Genomic DNA, 15,685 nt, shown 5'->3' with positions numbered 1-15,685 from the left:
CTGTTTGCGTAGCATCCTGTAGGGAAGTGCTGACTGCTGAGAGCTGTTTGCGCAGTATTCCGCAGGAAATGCTTACTTAAAATTAGACAACGCAATATTTTTCCTTCTTGCCTCTTCCTTCTTCCAGTAAATCAAAGTTTGTTAAAAGGAATCAACAATAAACTTCCCTCCATGAGAAGCTTTTTAGAATTTTTGTTACTAAACCGCCAATATTGCTGATAATTATTCAAAAAGTTTTGCCCTAAAATTCCATCAACTTCTAATAATTTCAATACAGGAGAAGATAAAATCACTGTTTCTAAATTTGTGAGTTGATAATTTCCCATTTTCACTTTAGCTAAAGAGGCATATTCTGCCATTTCTATGCCACAAAAACCTTGCACTCGAATGTCCTGTCTTTCAGCAGCAGAAATATTTAACTGATTAGCTAATTTTTGAGAAATAAAAATACTTTCTGCCCCAGTATCTAACATAAAAATAAACGGACCTTTGCCATTAATTTCTACCTCAGCTAACATCACACCTAATTTAGTTTGAAGTGGAATAGCATCATCAATATTTGCACGAGGTATTGGAGTAGGAGGCAATAATTTTAATTCTTGAGTTTGAGGATAAATTTCTACATCAAAATTACTCAAAATATCCATTCCTAAAACTCCAGATAATCCATCTGGCATGACAGAAGTAGTAAATTCTAAAGCTGTTAACCCTTCTACTTTAACATTATCAATTTTTAACAGAGGTAAAGAATGCAAATTAGCTTTCATTTCTGGGCATTCATCTCCCGCTACTGCATAGGTTAAAAGTTCTTGCGGTACTGGCTTTCCGGTTAAACCTAATTCTTTGACAGTTTCTGTGGCAATAATAGAAGTAGAAGCACCAGTATCTAATAAGAAATTACCTGTTTTTTTTCCTAGAGTAGCTGTTAAAGTAAAAGCTGTTCCTCCTGCTAAAAATTGCAAAGGTATAGTTGCTTTACCTGTGACTTTTGGGCGGGGCAAATTTAGACCTTCTAATTCTACAATAGCTCCAATTTTTCTATATTTATGAATAGTATTTTCTACAATTTTAGGACTTAAATAAAGTTCTTTATTGTCTTCTATATTTTGTTTGGGTCTGTTGCCATGTACCCTACTGTATTTCTGACTGGCTATAGCTGAATTTTGCGAAAAAATAATAGGTTTTGATATAACTAAATTATGGAGAAAAAATTGGCAACTAATAGAGCTAAAAATAATAGTTATAATACTCCAAAATTTGTTCATATTTGTTAATTATTATGCCGATATTCTGTTTAGGAGATGTTTATTATAGCAATTCCAATAATGGTGAGGTACAAAATTATTTTGTTTTAGGCAATAGGGAAAATAAATTAAGATAGGTGTACCTCATTTATATCTAAACCTTAAAAAAGAGTCATTTCAGAATTGTGCTTAATTCTACTTCCATTTTCTTGATTAGTTACTTTGAAGCTGAAACAAATAATTAACTATAAAGTTATTTATAAGCCATTTGTCTTCATTTTTTATAAGCTCAACTTGAATCTGAGCTAATCCTTTTTCAAAGGCTGCTTCAGCAAGATAATAATTTCCTTCGACATGGCTTATACCTTTATACTCTCTAAGTTTACCCAGGTTATATAAATGATTCTGAAAACTTTTTTCTGGCTCCCCTATTTCTAGGGAGTTAAGAAAGTGTTGTGTGGCGTTTATTCTCAAATATTGAGGGTTCCAGTAATATAGAATTTTTGGAATTGAATTATTAAAATAGTTTATTCCATCTTTCATATTAGCAAATTGTTTTTTGAAGAAATTTCCTAAAATTGGAAAATCAGAAAAAGCATCAAAAGGATCAAAATTTTCAATATCTGAGGTTATTATCTCACCATTATTCTGACTCTGATTAGATTTCCCGTCAAATTTCCTCAATAAACGTTGTGCCCATACATAGGAAAGCAAAAAAAATACTGCTAGGAGAAATACCAGACCTAGAAAAAAAATACCAAAGAGCATCAGAAGTATCGTAAGTATAGTCATAATCAAGTTCCCTTAAAACTAATGAATAAATTCTAGCTTGAATCTTTTTGTTCATCTATAAGCTACTTATTTCTTGGGAATATCTCAGTTATGCAATAATTCAAAATACTGATATAGCAATCCTAATAGGTTGTAAGATTTTATCGTAGGGGTTTGGTTTCCAAACCCAAGCTTCAAGGGATTTAGAGGCCAAAGCCCTACAATTTTTTCTCACGAATAATTTCATATTGCTATATAATCAGTCAGCAAAAGCATTATTGAGGTAAGCACATCAAAACATCCATATTTTTCCTGTCAAAACAATATTTCGGGAAATTTAGAAGTTGTTTGAGAAGTATTGCATAGATCTGATTAGCTAGAGCTAAATTTTGCGAAAAAATAATAGGTTTTGATATCAGTAAATTATGGAGAAAAATTTGGCAGCTAATAGAGCTGAAAATAAGAGCTATAATACTCCAAAATTTGTTCATATTTGTTAATTATTATGTCGATATTCTGTTTAGGAGATGTTTATTATAGCAATTCCAATAATGGTTAGGTACAAAATTATTTTGTTTTAGGGAATAGGGAATAGGGAATAGGGAACAGGGAAAAGAAATCAAGATAGGTGTACCTCATTAGCCTGAAAAACGCTATGTACATCTCCAATAATAAAAAATAAAATCAATTATTTTCCTGTAGTGGACTGTTGCACTATTTAAGGTGTGTCATTCCACTACTACATCCAAGCCCCCTAAATCCCCCAATTTTGGGGGACTTTGAGAAGCAAATTGACTCTTGTTACCCCCAAAGTTGGGGGGCTATGGGGGCAAATAACTTCCGCGTAGCGGCACTATTCCTACAAATTTCATCAATTCTAATAAATGATTTATATTAACAAAAATATCTTCTAGACGATGGTTTGGTGAAAGAAGTTCATGAAAGGAAAAACCGAGGGGATTTTCTCCTAATAGATAGTAATATTCTAAACCGACTAAGTTAGAAATTAACCAATAACAAGAATATATATAGTTAGGAGAAAATATTTCGATTACTTTGGTTCCGGGATGACAAAATACTAAGTTAGTTAAACCACCACCATGAGGAGAAATTACTACCTTGGCATTAGCTAATAATGATGCTTGTTCTGTGACAGACATTGATTCTAAAGTTATGCTTTGAAAACCGAATTTAGTTAATAAATCAATAATTTCATCTTCGTTAATAATTCGGCGATTATTTGCTTGTTTTCGACTGATATATATCCGGTCTATTTTTTCAGCACTTTCTGAAGGTGGCAAAAATTCTTTTCTGAGAAAATCACAAGCCCATTTTGGCATCCAAGCAACAGAACCAGGAAAAGAAGGAACGATTAATTTTGTTGCTTGAATATGTTGATGTTTTTCAGTCTCGATGATTTTTGCTTCAGAAATATCTATCATTTTTAAGGTTTCTTGCTGGAATGGAAGCTGATAGTTAATTAAAAATTTATCTATCTTGTTAAAATTGATTCTACTTTGACGCAATAATTCAATTCTGGGCAAAATATCAAACATCCAGTGAAAGTAGTTATTATTAAATATTCCGGATAAAACTGCTACTGTGCCTTCAATATTCTGAATCGGAGGTAAAGTTTTTAAGGAAAAAATAGAATGTTTACTGGGATGATTTTCTGGAGAGTCTGGGCTGAGAATAGGAAATTTTGGCGAGACATCTCCTAATATTTTACTTTCTTGGTTTTCTGGATTTTCTGATGTAATAATGGCAGTTTGAAAATTCGTTTCATCTATCCAAAATCTGCCCTCTGGAATAATTGCTACAAATGTTGCAGGTAATTTAATTTGATTGCCAAATCTAAAACTAAAATGTACTGAGTTATCTGGTGTAATGGGGGGTTTAAGTTGTAGGAAATTTTCAGGATAAATATTGATATAGTTACTTGTTTCTAAATCTTGAGTAACTGCCCATTCCCAAGTTGATTCATAAAATCCTGTAGGTGGTTTGACTTGAGAAATATTTTGCTGAGGATTAGTTTTTGGTGGTTGTTCTTGATTGAGAATACTATCAATTTTTACCCCTATTTCTGGTTTGACTTCCCTAGCTTTTTGCAGACATAAATAACCGACATCTAATATTTGGTCTTTCACTACTAATTTCAAACTTTTATTGGCAATTAAAATTTTACCTAACTCCAAATAAATTTCTGCATCCTGATGATTTTGTAACGCTGTGAATAAGCTAGCATGAGAGGTAATTTTTCCATCGAAATTTAGATAAGCTTGAATAAAATTTGGTTGTGTTTCAACAGCAGTTTTTAAGCGAGCGATCGCTTCTTCTAGCTTCCCCTGTTTTAACAGAATAATTCCCCAATTTCCCCAAGCAGGCGTATAATTTTGTTGAATTTTTAGAGATGACTGACAACAAGCTTTTGCTTCCTCCAAATAATTCATTGCAGAAAAACACAACCCCAAATTTTCATAAATTTCGAGACTGTTGGGTTGAATTTCCAGCATCTTTAAATAATAAGAGATAGCTTTCTTAAATTCTCTGAGTCTCTGAAATAAACTTGCCAAACTTTGATAAGCAGCTAAAAAATCTGGCTGGAGTTCAACTGCTTTTTGCCAACATTCTATTGCCTCCTCTTCTCTGCCTTGATAAGCAATAGCATTGCCCAAATTATAATAAATTTCTGCTTCAGTATTATTGACTTCAAGAATTTGCCAATAAATTTTTTCTGCCAGTTGTAACTTTCCCGAATTAAGGTATTGAATTGCTGTAGTTTCTAATATTTCAATTAACTCCATCATCCAGACATCAAATTCATCTGGAGTTGCCTCCGTCATTGCCGACATCCAAACAGCTTGAGCAGCAAATTCTTCTCCTTGCAAAAGTAAAGCTAATCCCAAATACCAATAATTTGACTTAATATTTGGATTAACCTGAATGCAACTTTCATATAAATTTATTGCCTGACTATAATCATTTTTTACTAAATATTCAAATGCTTGTTTTTGGGAATTATTAATATTCATAGCTAGGCAACAGAGAATAGAAGACAAATTAAAGATAGGTTTAGGTGTACCTCATTAGGTTGATAAACGCTATATTGGTATTATATTAGACATCTCCAAAAATTAAAAATAAAATCAATTCTTATCCATAAATTATCAATTATTCTTATCTGTTCCCTGTTCCCTGTTCCCTGTTCCCTGTTTCCTCTTTAATACCAATAATTTGACTTAATATTTGGATTAACCTGAATGCAACTTTCATATAAATTTATTGCCTGACTATAATCATTTTTTACTAAATATTCAAATGCTTGTTTTTGGGAATTATTAATATTCATAGCTAGGCAACAGAGAATAGAAGACAAATTAAAGATAGGTTTAGGTGTACCTCATTAGGTTGATAAACGCTATATTGGTATTATATTAGACATCTCCAAAAATTAAAAATAAAATCAATTCTTATCCATAAATTATCAATTATTCTTCTCTGTTCCCTGTTCCCTGTTCCCTGTTCCCTGTTCCCTCTTTTCTGGAGATGTCTATTGGTAGATGCCAAATTCATAAGAAGTTGCATAGAATAAAATTCTAATCAGAGTTTACTTGTAGATAAAAAAACTGAAACTCTTACCTGTTCCCTGTTCCCTAAAAACAGTAAGATTTTTATACACAAATAAAATAGGATTGCTATAGATAAATGGATGAAATTATTATCGTCGAATATAATCCAGACTGGAAATTTATGTTTCAGCAAGAAGCTACACACATCCGTGAGGTTTTAGGAGAATCTCTGATTAATCGTATCGAACATTTTGGCAGCACATCAGTACCAGGTTTAGCTGCAAAACCTATTATTGATTTATTGATTGAAGTATCTTCACTTGAGGAAGCAAAACAAATAGCTATTCCTCAGTTAAAACTCTTGGGATATGAATATTGGTTTGATAACCCCGACCCTCAACGGATGTTTTTTGTCAAAGGTCTGCCACCTAACGGCCCACGCACTCATCATGTCCATATAGTCGAAGCAGACAGCATACAATGGGAGTGTTTAATATTTCGAGACTATCTTTGTCAGCACCCCGATGAAGCAGCACGCTATGCAAAATTCAAACGTAATCTTGCTCAACGCTTTTCGAGCGATCGAGAAGCATACACAACAGGAAAAACGGATTATATTAAGTCTGTTATGGAAAAAGCACGACTTCAGTAATAATAATTTTCACATATAGAAGCGATTAATATTAGCAAAGGTAGGGTTTTTAGACAAAGAAGTTAGGATATTGATATTTAATTATTTAATTACTATAGATAGATATCTCGAACAATCAAAAATCAAATCAATTATTGCACTCTTATTCATTAATTATTTCCCTTCCTGGGAGGGGTTAGGGGTGGGTTCCCTACTCCCCCTTTTCCGAATATTTCTATTGAAAAATGTCATGAATATAACAGAATTACTACAAAGATATTTCGCCGGAGAAAGAAATTTTTCTGGCGCTGACTTGCAAGGAATTAAATTAAATCATACTCAAATTAATTTGAATGAAATAATTCCTACAAGTACTATAGAAAAAATTGATTTAAATCAAAAAAAGCTCTATTTAAGAGATATTAATTTATCGGGAGCTAATTTAGAAGGAGCTGAATTACGTTCTATCAATTTCCACAATGCCAATTTTGCTCAAGCAAATATTCGCGATTCTTTTTTATGTGATTGTAGCTTCGAGCAAGCAAATTTAGAAAAAGCAAATTTAGCCAATTCTAGCTTCCTGAATAGTAATTTAACTGCAACTAATTTAATTGATGCTACTCTGACAAATGTCGATTGGAATAGAGTTAATTTAACAAGAGCAATTTTATCTCAAGCTAATCTTAGTCATGCTTGTTTATATAATTGTCTACTAAATCAAGCAAATTTAGAAAATTCTATTTTAGCTAATGGTAATTTTGATAGAAATGATTTCACACAAACAGACTTTTATCGAGCCAACTTAACTCAAGCTAAGATAGAAAATTGTCAATTAAATCAAACTAATTTTACAAATGCTAATCTACAAAAAATTTCATTAGATAGCATTAATATCAGAGAAACTAACTTTACGAATACTAATTTAATTAGCAGTCATTGGAGCGATATAGAATTATGGAAAACTAACTTTCAAAATGCTGACTTAAAACTGGCTCGGTTTATTGATGTGTTCATCTCGCAAACTAATTTTCAGAAAGCAAATTTGAATCAAGCAATTATAAACTTTTATGGTTTATCCAAAACTAATTTTGAAAATGCTAGTTTAATTAAAACCAAATTTGATTGTACCGATGAAGATTATTTAAGTAGCGACCCAGATAATTTTTCTCAAATTAATTTCACTAATGCCGATCTACATCAAGCAGTTTTTAGCGATTTTTTTATTTTTGTTAAAGATATTAACTTTTCCAGCTCCAATTTGACAAACACTGTTTTTGAAGGGATGAATTTTACAGAATTTACTATAGATACAAATACAAAAATTGACCAAAAATTACTACAAATAATCAAATTGTGTCGCCATCAACTAAGTAAACAGGAATTAGAAAAATTAGATTTTACTAACGCTAATTTAGTAGGATTAGATTTAAGCAGATTAGATTTAAGCAATATTGATTTTAGTAACTCCAATTTGAAAAATGCCAATTTATCAGATACTAACTTCCAAGGAGCAAATTTGGAAAATGCTAATTTAACCAACGCTAAAATTCATGGTACTAACTTCGACCGCGCTAATTTAAAAAACACTAATTTAACCAGAGTATATTGTCAATATAGAACTAACTTTAATAATGCAGATTTATCAAACGCAAATCTTAGTTATAGCAAATTAATGTATGTTAGTATGCACCAAACAAACTTAAAAAAAGCTAACTTTCAAAATGCTTATATTGGCTATGATGTAGATGCAGGAGTAGGTTTTGAAGGAGAAGAAGATTTAAGTCAATTGATTCAAGCAAATTGTACTCAAGCCAATTTCACCAATGCTACATTTCAAGGAGTTGTTTTGTCTAACTCTAATTTTACCCAGGCAAATTTTCAACATACTAATTTTATTGAATACATTAATTTAGCAGGAGCTAACTTCAGTGGAAGTAATATTAAAAAAAGTCATTTTAAACAGTGCGAATTTGTGAATCTTGCCAGTGCAAATTTTAGTAATTTTGACACTCATGAATAAAAATGTACCTAAACATTGCGAAATCCTAATTCTACGGAAGTTTTGCCGGAATATCGACAAGTACAGGTTCAATTTTCGGGAACTTCCGAAGATGCTGCTACTTTGTTGCGATCGCTAATTCTTGCTAATATCCCAGTCACAAATTTCCATTGTACTCAAGAAGACTTAGAAGCAATTTTCCTCAAACTCGGACATCAACAAGCAAATTAATTTCAGAATCTTTGGAGTAATTACTATACTCCTGCCAATACACCAGAGGGTCATCTTCCTTGGGGAATTATACCAATTGTTGTAATGGATAATGCAGCTTTGGATGTCTTTGTCGGAGGTATACGAGCCATCAGCAAAATAACGATACGAGAGGATTGGCAAAAGCAGCTTCTGGCAGATTTTATGGCATTTGAGGAGTATTTATTCGGTAATAACTTTGATAAAGAGGAATTTAAGAGAAATCTGGAATACGAACTTTCTCAGGATGAGCCTTGGTGGGAGAAACAGAGATTAGAAGAGTTAAAAGTCTCTAAGCTTTTTTCCCTACTGACAGCTTGTGTAAACCTATAGCTATAGTAAATTCAGACTTTTACCTCACTCTAACAATAGAATAGATTAATCAAAAAAACTCCAACGTTATAGTTTTTCGACGGAGTTTCATATTTATCTATTGTACAATAGTTTTGAAAATTTTCACCGAGCTGAAATAGCGATCGCCCTGGGTAACTGAATTTAAGTACCGAGGCTGGTTTGAATCTTTTGTCTGAGTCTAACAATAGAATAGATAAATTAAAAAAAACTCCAACGTTATAGTTTTTCGACGGAGTTTCATATCTATCTATTGTACAATAGTTTTGAGATTTTTCACCGACCCACAAAAGCGATCGCCCTAGGCAACTGAATTTAAGCACTGAGGATGGTTTGAATCTTTTGTCTGAGTCTAGCAATAGAATAAATAAATTAAAAAAAAACTCCAACGTTATAGTTTTTCGATGGAGCTTGATATTTACTATTGTACAATAGTTTTGAAATTTTTCACCGACCCACAAAAGCGATCGCTTAGACTGCCACTGAATTATTACACTGAGGATAACTTTAGGCTTTTAACTGACTCTAGCAATAGAATAAATAAATTAAAAAAAAACTCCAACGTTATAGTTTTTCGATGGAGCTTGATATTTACTATTGTACAATAGTTTTGAAATTTTTCACCGACCCACAAAAGCGATCGCTTAGACTGCCACTGAATTATTACACTGAGGATAACTTTAGGCTTTTAACTGACTCTAACAATAGAATAGATAAATTAAAAAAAAACTCCAACGTTATAGTTTTTCGACGGAGCTTGATATTTACTATTGTACAATAGTTTTGAAATTTTTCACCGACCCACAAAAGCGATCGCTTAGACTGCCACTGAATTATTACACTGAGGATAACTTTAGGCTTTTAACTGACTCTAGCAATAGAATAAATAAATTAAAAAAAAACTCCAACGTTATAGTTTTTCGATGGAGCTTGATATTTACTATTGTACAATAGTTTTGAAATTTTTCACCGACCCACAAAAGCGATCGCTTAGACTGCCACTGAATTATTACACTGAGGATAACTTTAGGCTTTTAACTGACTCTAACAATAGAATAGATAAATTAAAAAAAAACTCCAAGGTTATAGTTTTTCGACGGAGTTTCATATTTATCTATTGTACAATAGTTTTGAAAATTTTCACCGAGCTGAAATAGCGATCGCCCTGGGTAACTGAATTTAAGTACCGAGGCTGGTTTGAATCTTTTGTCTGAGTCTAACAATAGAATAGATTAATCAAAAAAACTCCAACGTTATAGTTTTTCGACAGAGCTTCATATTTATCTATTGTACAATGTTTTGAGATTTGTGAGCTACCCACAAAAAGGGCTAGAGCAAAACCACAAAGAAAAAGTTTTTCAATAATGTGAATATTTTGTCAAAATTAATTATTTTGCAAATAAGTTATTAGCTTTTTCTTGAACTTTATCTTCAAACTCAGGCTGAGTAATGACACCATTTTTCAAGTCTTCAAAAAGAGTTGATAAAATCTGGTCTTGCTCCTGTAATTTGAGTTGAAATTTCGCCTCAAGATCGGCTTCAGTAATTGTACCTTCCTTCATATCTTGACTGAGATCTCTCAGAAAAGACCTTTGTTTTTTCTTCAGGGAACGAAATACCCAAGGTGGAATAAATTCTGACTGAGATTCTTGCCATATTCCACGTTTATTTATCTGAGCATCCGCTTCTGCTAATAACAACATTATTGCAGTGTCTCTTGGACATTCGCTAATATAATCATAATAAATTCTAGCCAAGCCTTCCTGCACTAAAACATACTGTACAAAAGTACCATCTAATAGATAAACTTCACCAAAACAGCGTGGCGATCGCCCTGGTCGTTTTTCTTCTCCAGTAACTTTAAGTTTGACTTGATTGCCACTTTTTTCAATTAATTCTTGGAGTCGCTCTGTGCCTTTTTCTCCCCACTGAAATTGACTACGATATAGTTGATTTTCATATCTACTATTCATTTTTTCTACCTGTGAATCTCCCCAACCTTTACGAGTTTCTGGAGCATCAATATAAACAAAACGTATAGTCATGTCCTGGTTATCTTCATCAGAAATAACATTAAAAGTATCGGCATCTGATACTTTTGTCACAGTGTAAGTTTTGAGATTATCAAAATATGACGGACTTGGTAATTTTACTTCACCCAGACGAGTTAAGATATTGTTGATTATTTCTTTCATCAATAATTAAAAATTGCTAGCTGTCTACTAATGATACTAGAAAAAATAGAGAGGTTATGTAATTGGCGTTGAATCGATATTTCGGATATAGAAATGTATGGCAAACAAGAGCAAAAAGATTACTCCCCTACTGCCCCACTCCCATCTTTCCTGAGCTAGAGAAGAAATAATATTTCCTGACATTCAATTCCGTAACGGTTTTAACTAGAGGTAATTATCCATTATCAATTAGACATCTCCAGAAAAGAGAGAGTAGGGAGTAGGCAGTAGGTATTAGGGAGAAAGAATTGATAACTTCTGTGTGAGAATTGATTTTATTTTTTATTTTTGGAGATGTCTATTAATAAAGCTGTAAGATGTAATCAGATTTTACGACTTAATGATAGTCAAAATATTACTTTTGACTTCTAGGTTTTGACTTTTGACTTTCTAAAATGTTTACCAATTTTTTCATCAAAAAACCAGTATTTGCCTCTGTATGTTCCCTGCTAATTATCCTGATTGGATTAGTAGGTTACACCCGTCTACCAGTGCAAGAATTTCCGACTATTGAACCTCCAGTAGTTAGCGTGCAAACTAGCTACCCAGGAGCTAACCCAGAAGTAGTAGAAACAGAAGTAACAGAAATTCTCGAAGCAGAAATTAACGGTGTCGAAGGTGTTAAAACTCTGACCTCCAGCACCAGGGAAGGTTCAAGTTCCATAAATGTTGAATTTGAACTCGAACGTGACCTAGAAGCAGCAGCTCAAGACGTTCGTAGTCGAGTTTCCCGTGCTATGAGAAGACTTCCCGATGAAGTTGACGCGCCAGTAGTTTCTAAACGAAGTAGCGACGATGAACGTATTATATGGCTTGCTTTAACTGGGGAAAAATACACCTCCTTAGAGTTAAGTAACTACGCCGATAAATTCATTAAAAATGTTTTAGAAACTGTCAACGGAGTAGGTAGTATTTTTATTGGTGGCGAACGTCGCTATGCTATGCGACTATGGTTAGACCCAAAAAAAATGGCTGCCCGAAATATTACAGCATTAGATTTAGAGCAAGCACTCAGACGACAAAACGTAGAAATTCCCAGTGGGAGAATAGAAGGGAAATCGACCGAATACCCGATTCGTACTTTTGGTCGTCTGCAAACTACAGAAGAATATCAAAACCTGATCGTTAGACGAAATGATGATAATTCCCTCACCAGACTTAGGGACATTGGTAGAGCAGAAATTGGAGCAGAGAGCGATCGCACCCTTGCTCGTTATAATGGTAAACCAGCAGTAGGTCTTGGTATCAGTAAACTCTCAGGGGCAAATATCGTAGAAGTTGCCAACGGCGTTAAAACCAAGATGAAGGAATTATCCCAAGATTTCCCCGAAGGAATGGAATATTACATCAGCGTTGACTACTCAACATTTGTGGAAGTAGCCATCAAAGAAGTTTGGAAAAGCTTATTTTTAGCAATTTGTTTAGTTGTCTTAGTTATCTATGCGTTTCTGAGAGATTGGCGAGCAACTCTCATTCCTACCATCACCATTCCCGTTTCTCTCATTGGTGCCTTTGGGGTAATGTTTTTTATGGGATTTTCCATCAACACCCTCACCCTATTTGCTCTCACACTATCAACAGGTTTAGTGGTAGATGACACCATTGTTGTCTTAGAAAATATAGTTAGATATATTCAAGAAGAAGGTAAAACTCCCATCCAAGCAGCCATGTTAGGAGTGAGCGAAGTAGTATTTGCCGTCATTGCCACCACCGTTGTATTAATTGCCGTATTCTTACCAGTCGGATTTTCTGGAGGCTCTACAGGGCAAATATTTAATGAATTTGCTCTAACTATTGCCGTCTCAGTAGTATTATCCACCTTCGTTGCTTTGACTTTAGCACCAACCTTATCAGGGCGAATATTAAAAAGACATGAGCCAAAAGAACATAAAAATTTCCTTTCCCGCATGGTTGCTCTTCCTCTAGATTTATTTGATTATGCTCTAAGTCGCATCTCAGCAATGTACGATCGCTCATTGCGTCTGTTGATGAGAATGAAGCCATTAATAATTTTAGGATTTGTCCTTTCTTTCTGGTTAATCTTTTGGCTATTTCAACAACTACCCCAAGGATTTTTGCCCACAGAAGACCGAGGGCGAGTATTTGTATCTGTTTCTGCACCAGAAGGTGTAAGTGTTCAATATACTGATAACGTCATGCGTCAGGTAGAAGATAAACTCTCTCAAGTACCTGAAATGAGAGGTTATTTCAGTATTGTTGGATTTGGTCGATCTGCCCAAGCTAACCGAGCTTTTGCTTTCACCAACCTCAAACCATGGTCGGAACGCCGGAAACCAGAGGAAGCACAACAAGAAATTGTTAAACGGTTGTTTGGAGCCTTTGCTCCCATTACTGATGGACGAGTATTTCCAATTAACCCCGGTTCATTGCCTGGTAGAGGGCGCAGTCAACCAGTAGAATTTGTGTTGCAGGGAAATGATTTAGAAGAATTAGCACGAGTCTCTGAAGAATTTACCACTGAAGCGCAACAGTTACCCCAGTTGAATAATATTGATACAGATTTGAAAATTAATAAACCAGAGATATCGGTAGAAATTGACCGTGCCCAGGCATCTAATTTAGGTGTGTCGGTGCAGGATATTGCGCGAACATTGCAAATAATGATGGGTGGGGAGGATATTACTAACTTTACCCAAGGAAATCAACGTTATGATGTAATTGTACGAGCTGAGGAACAGTTTCGCGAGAGTCTTCAAGATATTGATGATTTGTATGTACGAACCGAACAAGGGGCGATGATACCTTTGAGTAACGTGGTGAAAGTAAGTACGACAACCACTCCTCCTCAGATTAATCATTTTAATAGATTTCGTTCAGCAACTATTCAAGGAAGTCCGGCACCAGGGGTGAGTCTGGGTGAGGCGTTACAAGTGTTGGATGATTTGGCAGACCGGATTTTACCTGCTGATATGCGAACTGATTTAAAAGGTGATTCAGCGCAGTTTAGAGATGCTGGTGAAGCGACGGCGTTTATTTTTGGCTTGGCAATGATCTTTATTTTCTTGACGTTGGCAGCTCAATTTGAGAGTTATATTGACCCGGTGGTGATTTTGTTGGCAGTACCGTTATCTTTGTTGGGTGCTTTTGGAGCGTTGTGGTTGGCGCAGTTGGAAGTGAATGTTTATAGTCGAATTGGGTTGATTATGTTGATTGGTTTAGCAACGAAGAACTCTATTTTGATTGTGGAGTTTGCTAATCAGTTATTGGCAGATGGTATGTCTATTACTAAAGCTGTGGTTGAGGCATCCCGTTTGCGATTTCGTCCAATTTTAATGACGGCATTTTCTACCATTTTCGGGGTAATGCCATTAGCTTTTGCTTCTGGTGCAGGTGCTGCCAGTCGGGTTTCAATTGGGATGTCGGTTATGGGCGGTATGTTGGTTTCTACAATTTTGAGTTTGTATGTAGTGCCGATCTTTTATGTAATGGCGAAGGGTTTACAGTCACGTTTATTTCATAAATCTGCTGAAGAGTTTGCAGGGGGTTATGAGATGGATGGTTTTTCTAATGGCAATGGTAATGGTTATACTAACGGAAATGGTAATGGTAAGGCAAGTTATGTTAAGGATGGGGTGAAAGAAGTGAAAAAATAATACCGCAGGGAACAGTCATTTCAGTTATCAGTTAGCCTCCTATCGGAGGAACTGCGTTAACAGTTATCAGTTATCAGTACTGTCTCATATCAAGTCTCATTAAGAACGCCATAATAAATTAGCTGCATTGCTGATTCTGGGTATGATTTTGCCCCCCTAACCCCCCAATTTGGGGGGGAATAAAACTCTAAAATTCCCCCGATGCGCGGGGGCTTGAGCAGAACAAAACAATCGCACATTCATACTTCAATTCAGCAACGCCAAATTAGCTATCTTTAGTCATTTAAAGATGACTTCTGCTTTGAGCCAAGAAATTTATTTCTTGGCGGATGACATGGTTCGTCAAGTTCGCCAAGTTCGCTAAGTTTGCCAAGTTCGTCATTTCAGTTATCAGTTAGCCTCCTATCGGAGGAACTGCGTTAACAGTTATCAGTTATCAGTACCTCTAGCTGTTTGCGGAGCATTCCATAGGAAAGCAAGAGGCTTGAAGTACGGAATTATTTTTTCTCTTGGTCGATTAGATATGGCGAGGTTTCCTCGCCATCTCTCGACCGCTTTTTATCCCCTTAAAAGGGGAGGCGCATACCCACGATTTTTCGGTCAAGTTCACCAAGTTTGCCAAGGATTGAAATCCTTGGCTAATAGTTTAAGTCATCTAAAGATGACTCTTGAGGAGTATGGTTTTATCAGAAAAGGCAGAGAGAGGACAGGAGTTACTGATAACTGATAACTGATAACTGATAACTGATAACTGAAATAACTCCCTACTTTCAAGCTACCGAGTGGCAAACAATCTACTTGCATGAGGTCCTGTAGGCAAATCTTCAACAATTGCACCTTGCTGTTTCAGCTCTCTCTTCATCTCTACAGATAGTCCAATACCAAGAGAAAATCGAGTATCCTTCACATTAACCCCATTTATCTCGGTATTCTTGAGGTCGGAACCACTTAAATTAGCACTACTCAAATTTGTATCAATTAAAATTGCTTTCTGTAAATTAGTGCGACTCATATCAGCATAAC

The 15,685-nt window shown here is 34.8% G+C and carries 10 protein-coding genes; 5 read left to right on the top strand and 5 right to left on the bottom strand.

What is annotated here, in order from left to right; all coding sequences use genetic code 11:
• Positions 1-131 precede the first annotated feature (131 nt).
• The 3 genes from AC3DU7_RS08195 to AC3DU7_RS08185 all read right to left on the bottom strand — a co-directional run bounded on the left by AC3DU7_RS08195 (position 132) and on the right by AC3DU7_RS08185 (position 5,047).
• Positions 132-1,265 (bottom strand): retropepsin-like aspartic protease, encoded by a 1,134-nt coding sequence (locus AC3DU7_RS08195; RefSeq protein ID WP_488038860.1) that lies wholly within the window; start codon positions 1,263-1,265, stop codon positions 132-134.
• A gap of 192 nt (positions 1,266-1,457) precedes the next feature.
• On the bottom strand, positions 1,458-2,042 hold the full coding sequence (locus AC3DU7_RS08190) for a hypothetical protein (protein ID WP_488038859.1): 585 nt from the start codon (positions 2,040-2,042) through the stop codon (positions 1,458-1,460).
• 794 nt (positions 2,043-2,836) lie between these two features.
• Positions 2,837-5,047 (bottom strand): glycosyltransferase 61 family protein, encoded by a 2,211-nt coding sequence (locus tag AC3DU7_RS08185; RefSeq protein WP_488038858.1) that lies wholly within the window; start codon positions 5,045-5,047, stop codon positions 2,837-2,839.
• 673 nt (positions 5,048-5,720) lie between these two features.
• On the opposite strand from AC3DU7_RS08185, the gene AC3DU7_RS08180 reads away from it, so the two are divergent.
• The 4 genes from AC3DU7_RS08180 (at position 5,721) to AC3DU7_RS08165 (ending at position 8,796) form a co-directional block, all read left to right on the top strand.
• Complete coding sequence (locus tag AC3DU7_RS08180) at positions 5,721-6,236, top strand: GrpB family protein (protein WP_488038857.1); 516 nt, start codon at positions 5,721-5,723, stop codon at positions 6,234-6,236.
• 229 nt (positions 6,237-6,465) lie between these two features.
• Entirely contained in the window at positions 6,466-8,235 is a 1,770-nt protein-coding gene (locus AC3DU7_RS08175; RefSeq protein WP_488038856.1) for a pentapeptide repeat-containing protein, read from the top strand.
• 15 nt (positions 8,236-8,250) lie between these two features.
• The gene (locus tag AC3DU7_RS08170) at positions 8,251-8,445 is read left to right on the top strand and encodes a hypothetical protein (RefSeq protein WP_488038855.1); all 195 of its coding nucleotides are present in this window, start codon (positions 8,251-8,253) and stop codon (positions 8,443-8,445) included.
• 84 nt (positions 8,446-8,529) lie between these two features.
• A complete protein-coding gene (locus AC3DU7_RS08165; protein ID WP_488038854.1) occupies positions 8,530-8,796 on the top strand; it encodes a hypothetical protein in 267 nt (88 codons plus the stop codon).
• A 1,406-nt stretch (positions 8,797-10,202) separates the two neighbouring features.
• On the opposite strand, the gene AC3DU7_RS08160 is transcribed toward AC3DU7_RS08165, so the two are convergent.
• Complete coding sequence (locus tag AC3DU7_RS08160; protein WP_488038853.1) at positions 10,203-11,009, bottom strand: thermonuclease family protein; 807 nt, start codon at positions 11,007-11,009, stop codon at positions 10,203-10,205.
• A 434-nt stretch (positions 11,010-11,443) separates the two neighbouring features.
• Between AC3DU7_RS08160 and AC3DU7_RS08155 the strand changes: the two genes are divergently transcribed.
• The gene (locus AC3DU7_RS08155; RefSeq protein ID WP_488038852.1) at positions 11,444-14,662 is read left to right on the top strand and encodes an efflux RND transporter permease subunit; all 3,219 of its coding nucleotides are present in this window, start codon (positions 11,444-11,446) and stop codon (positions 14,660-14,662) included.
• A 775-nt stretch (positions 14,663-15,437) separates the two neighbouring features.
• On the opposite strand, the gene AC3DU7_RS08150 is transcribed toward AC3DU7_RS08155, so the two are convergent.
• Positions 15,438-15,685, bottom strand: a 248-nt coding sequence (locus AC3DU7_RS08150) for a pentapeptide repeat-containing protein (RefSeq protein ID WP_488038851.1), incomplete at its 5' end; no start/stop codon positions are given.

The sequence above is a fragment of the Okeania sp. genome (assembly GCF_983059655.1).
Note: the sequence above shows the minus strand (reverse complement) of the source record. Positions and strands in the feature narration are given on the sequence as shown.

Coding starts and splice junctions, on each gene's coding strand:
- AC3DU7_RS08185 (WP_488038858.1), bottom strand. CDS start 5,047: ATGAATATTAATAATTCCCAAAAACAAGCATTTGAATATTTAGTAAAA.
- AC3DU7_RS08165 (WP_488038854.1), top strand. CDS start 8,530: ATGGATAATGCAGCTTTGGATGTCTTTGTCGGAGGTATACGAGCCATC.
- AC3DU7_RS08180 (WP_488038857.1), top strand. CDS start 5,721: ATGGATGAAATTATTATCGTCGAATATAATCCAGACTGGAAATTTATG.
- AC3DU7_RS08195 (WP_488038860.1), bottom strand. CDS start 1,265: ATGAACAAATTTTGGAGTATTATAACTATTATTTTTAGCTCTATTAGT.
- AC3DU7_RS08155 (WP_488038852.1), top strand. CDS start 11,444: ATGTTTACCAATTTTTTCATCAAAAAACCAGTATTTGCCTCTGTATGT.
- AC3DU7_RS08175 (WP_488038856.1), top strand. CDS start 6,466: ATGAATATAACAGAATTACTACAAAGATATTTCGCCGGAGAAAGAAAT.
- AC3DU7_RS08160 (WP_488038853.1), bottom strand. CDS start 11,009: ATGAAAGAAATAATCAACAATATCTTAACTCGTCTGGGTGAAGTAAAA.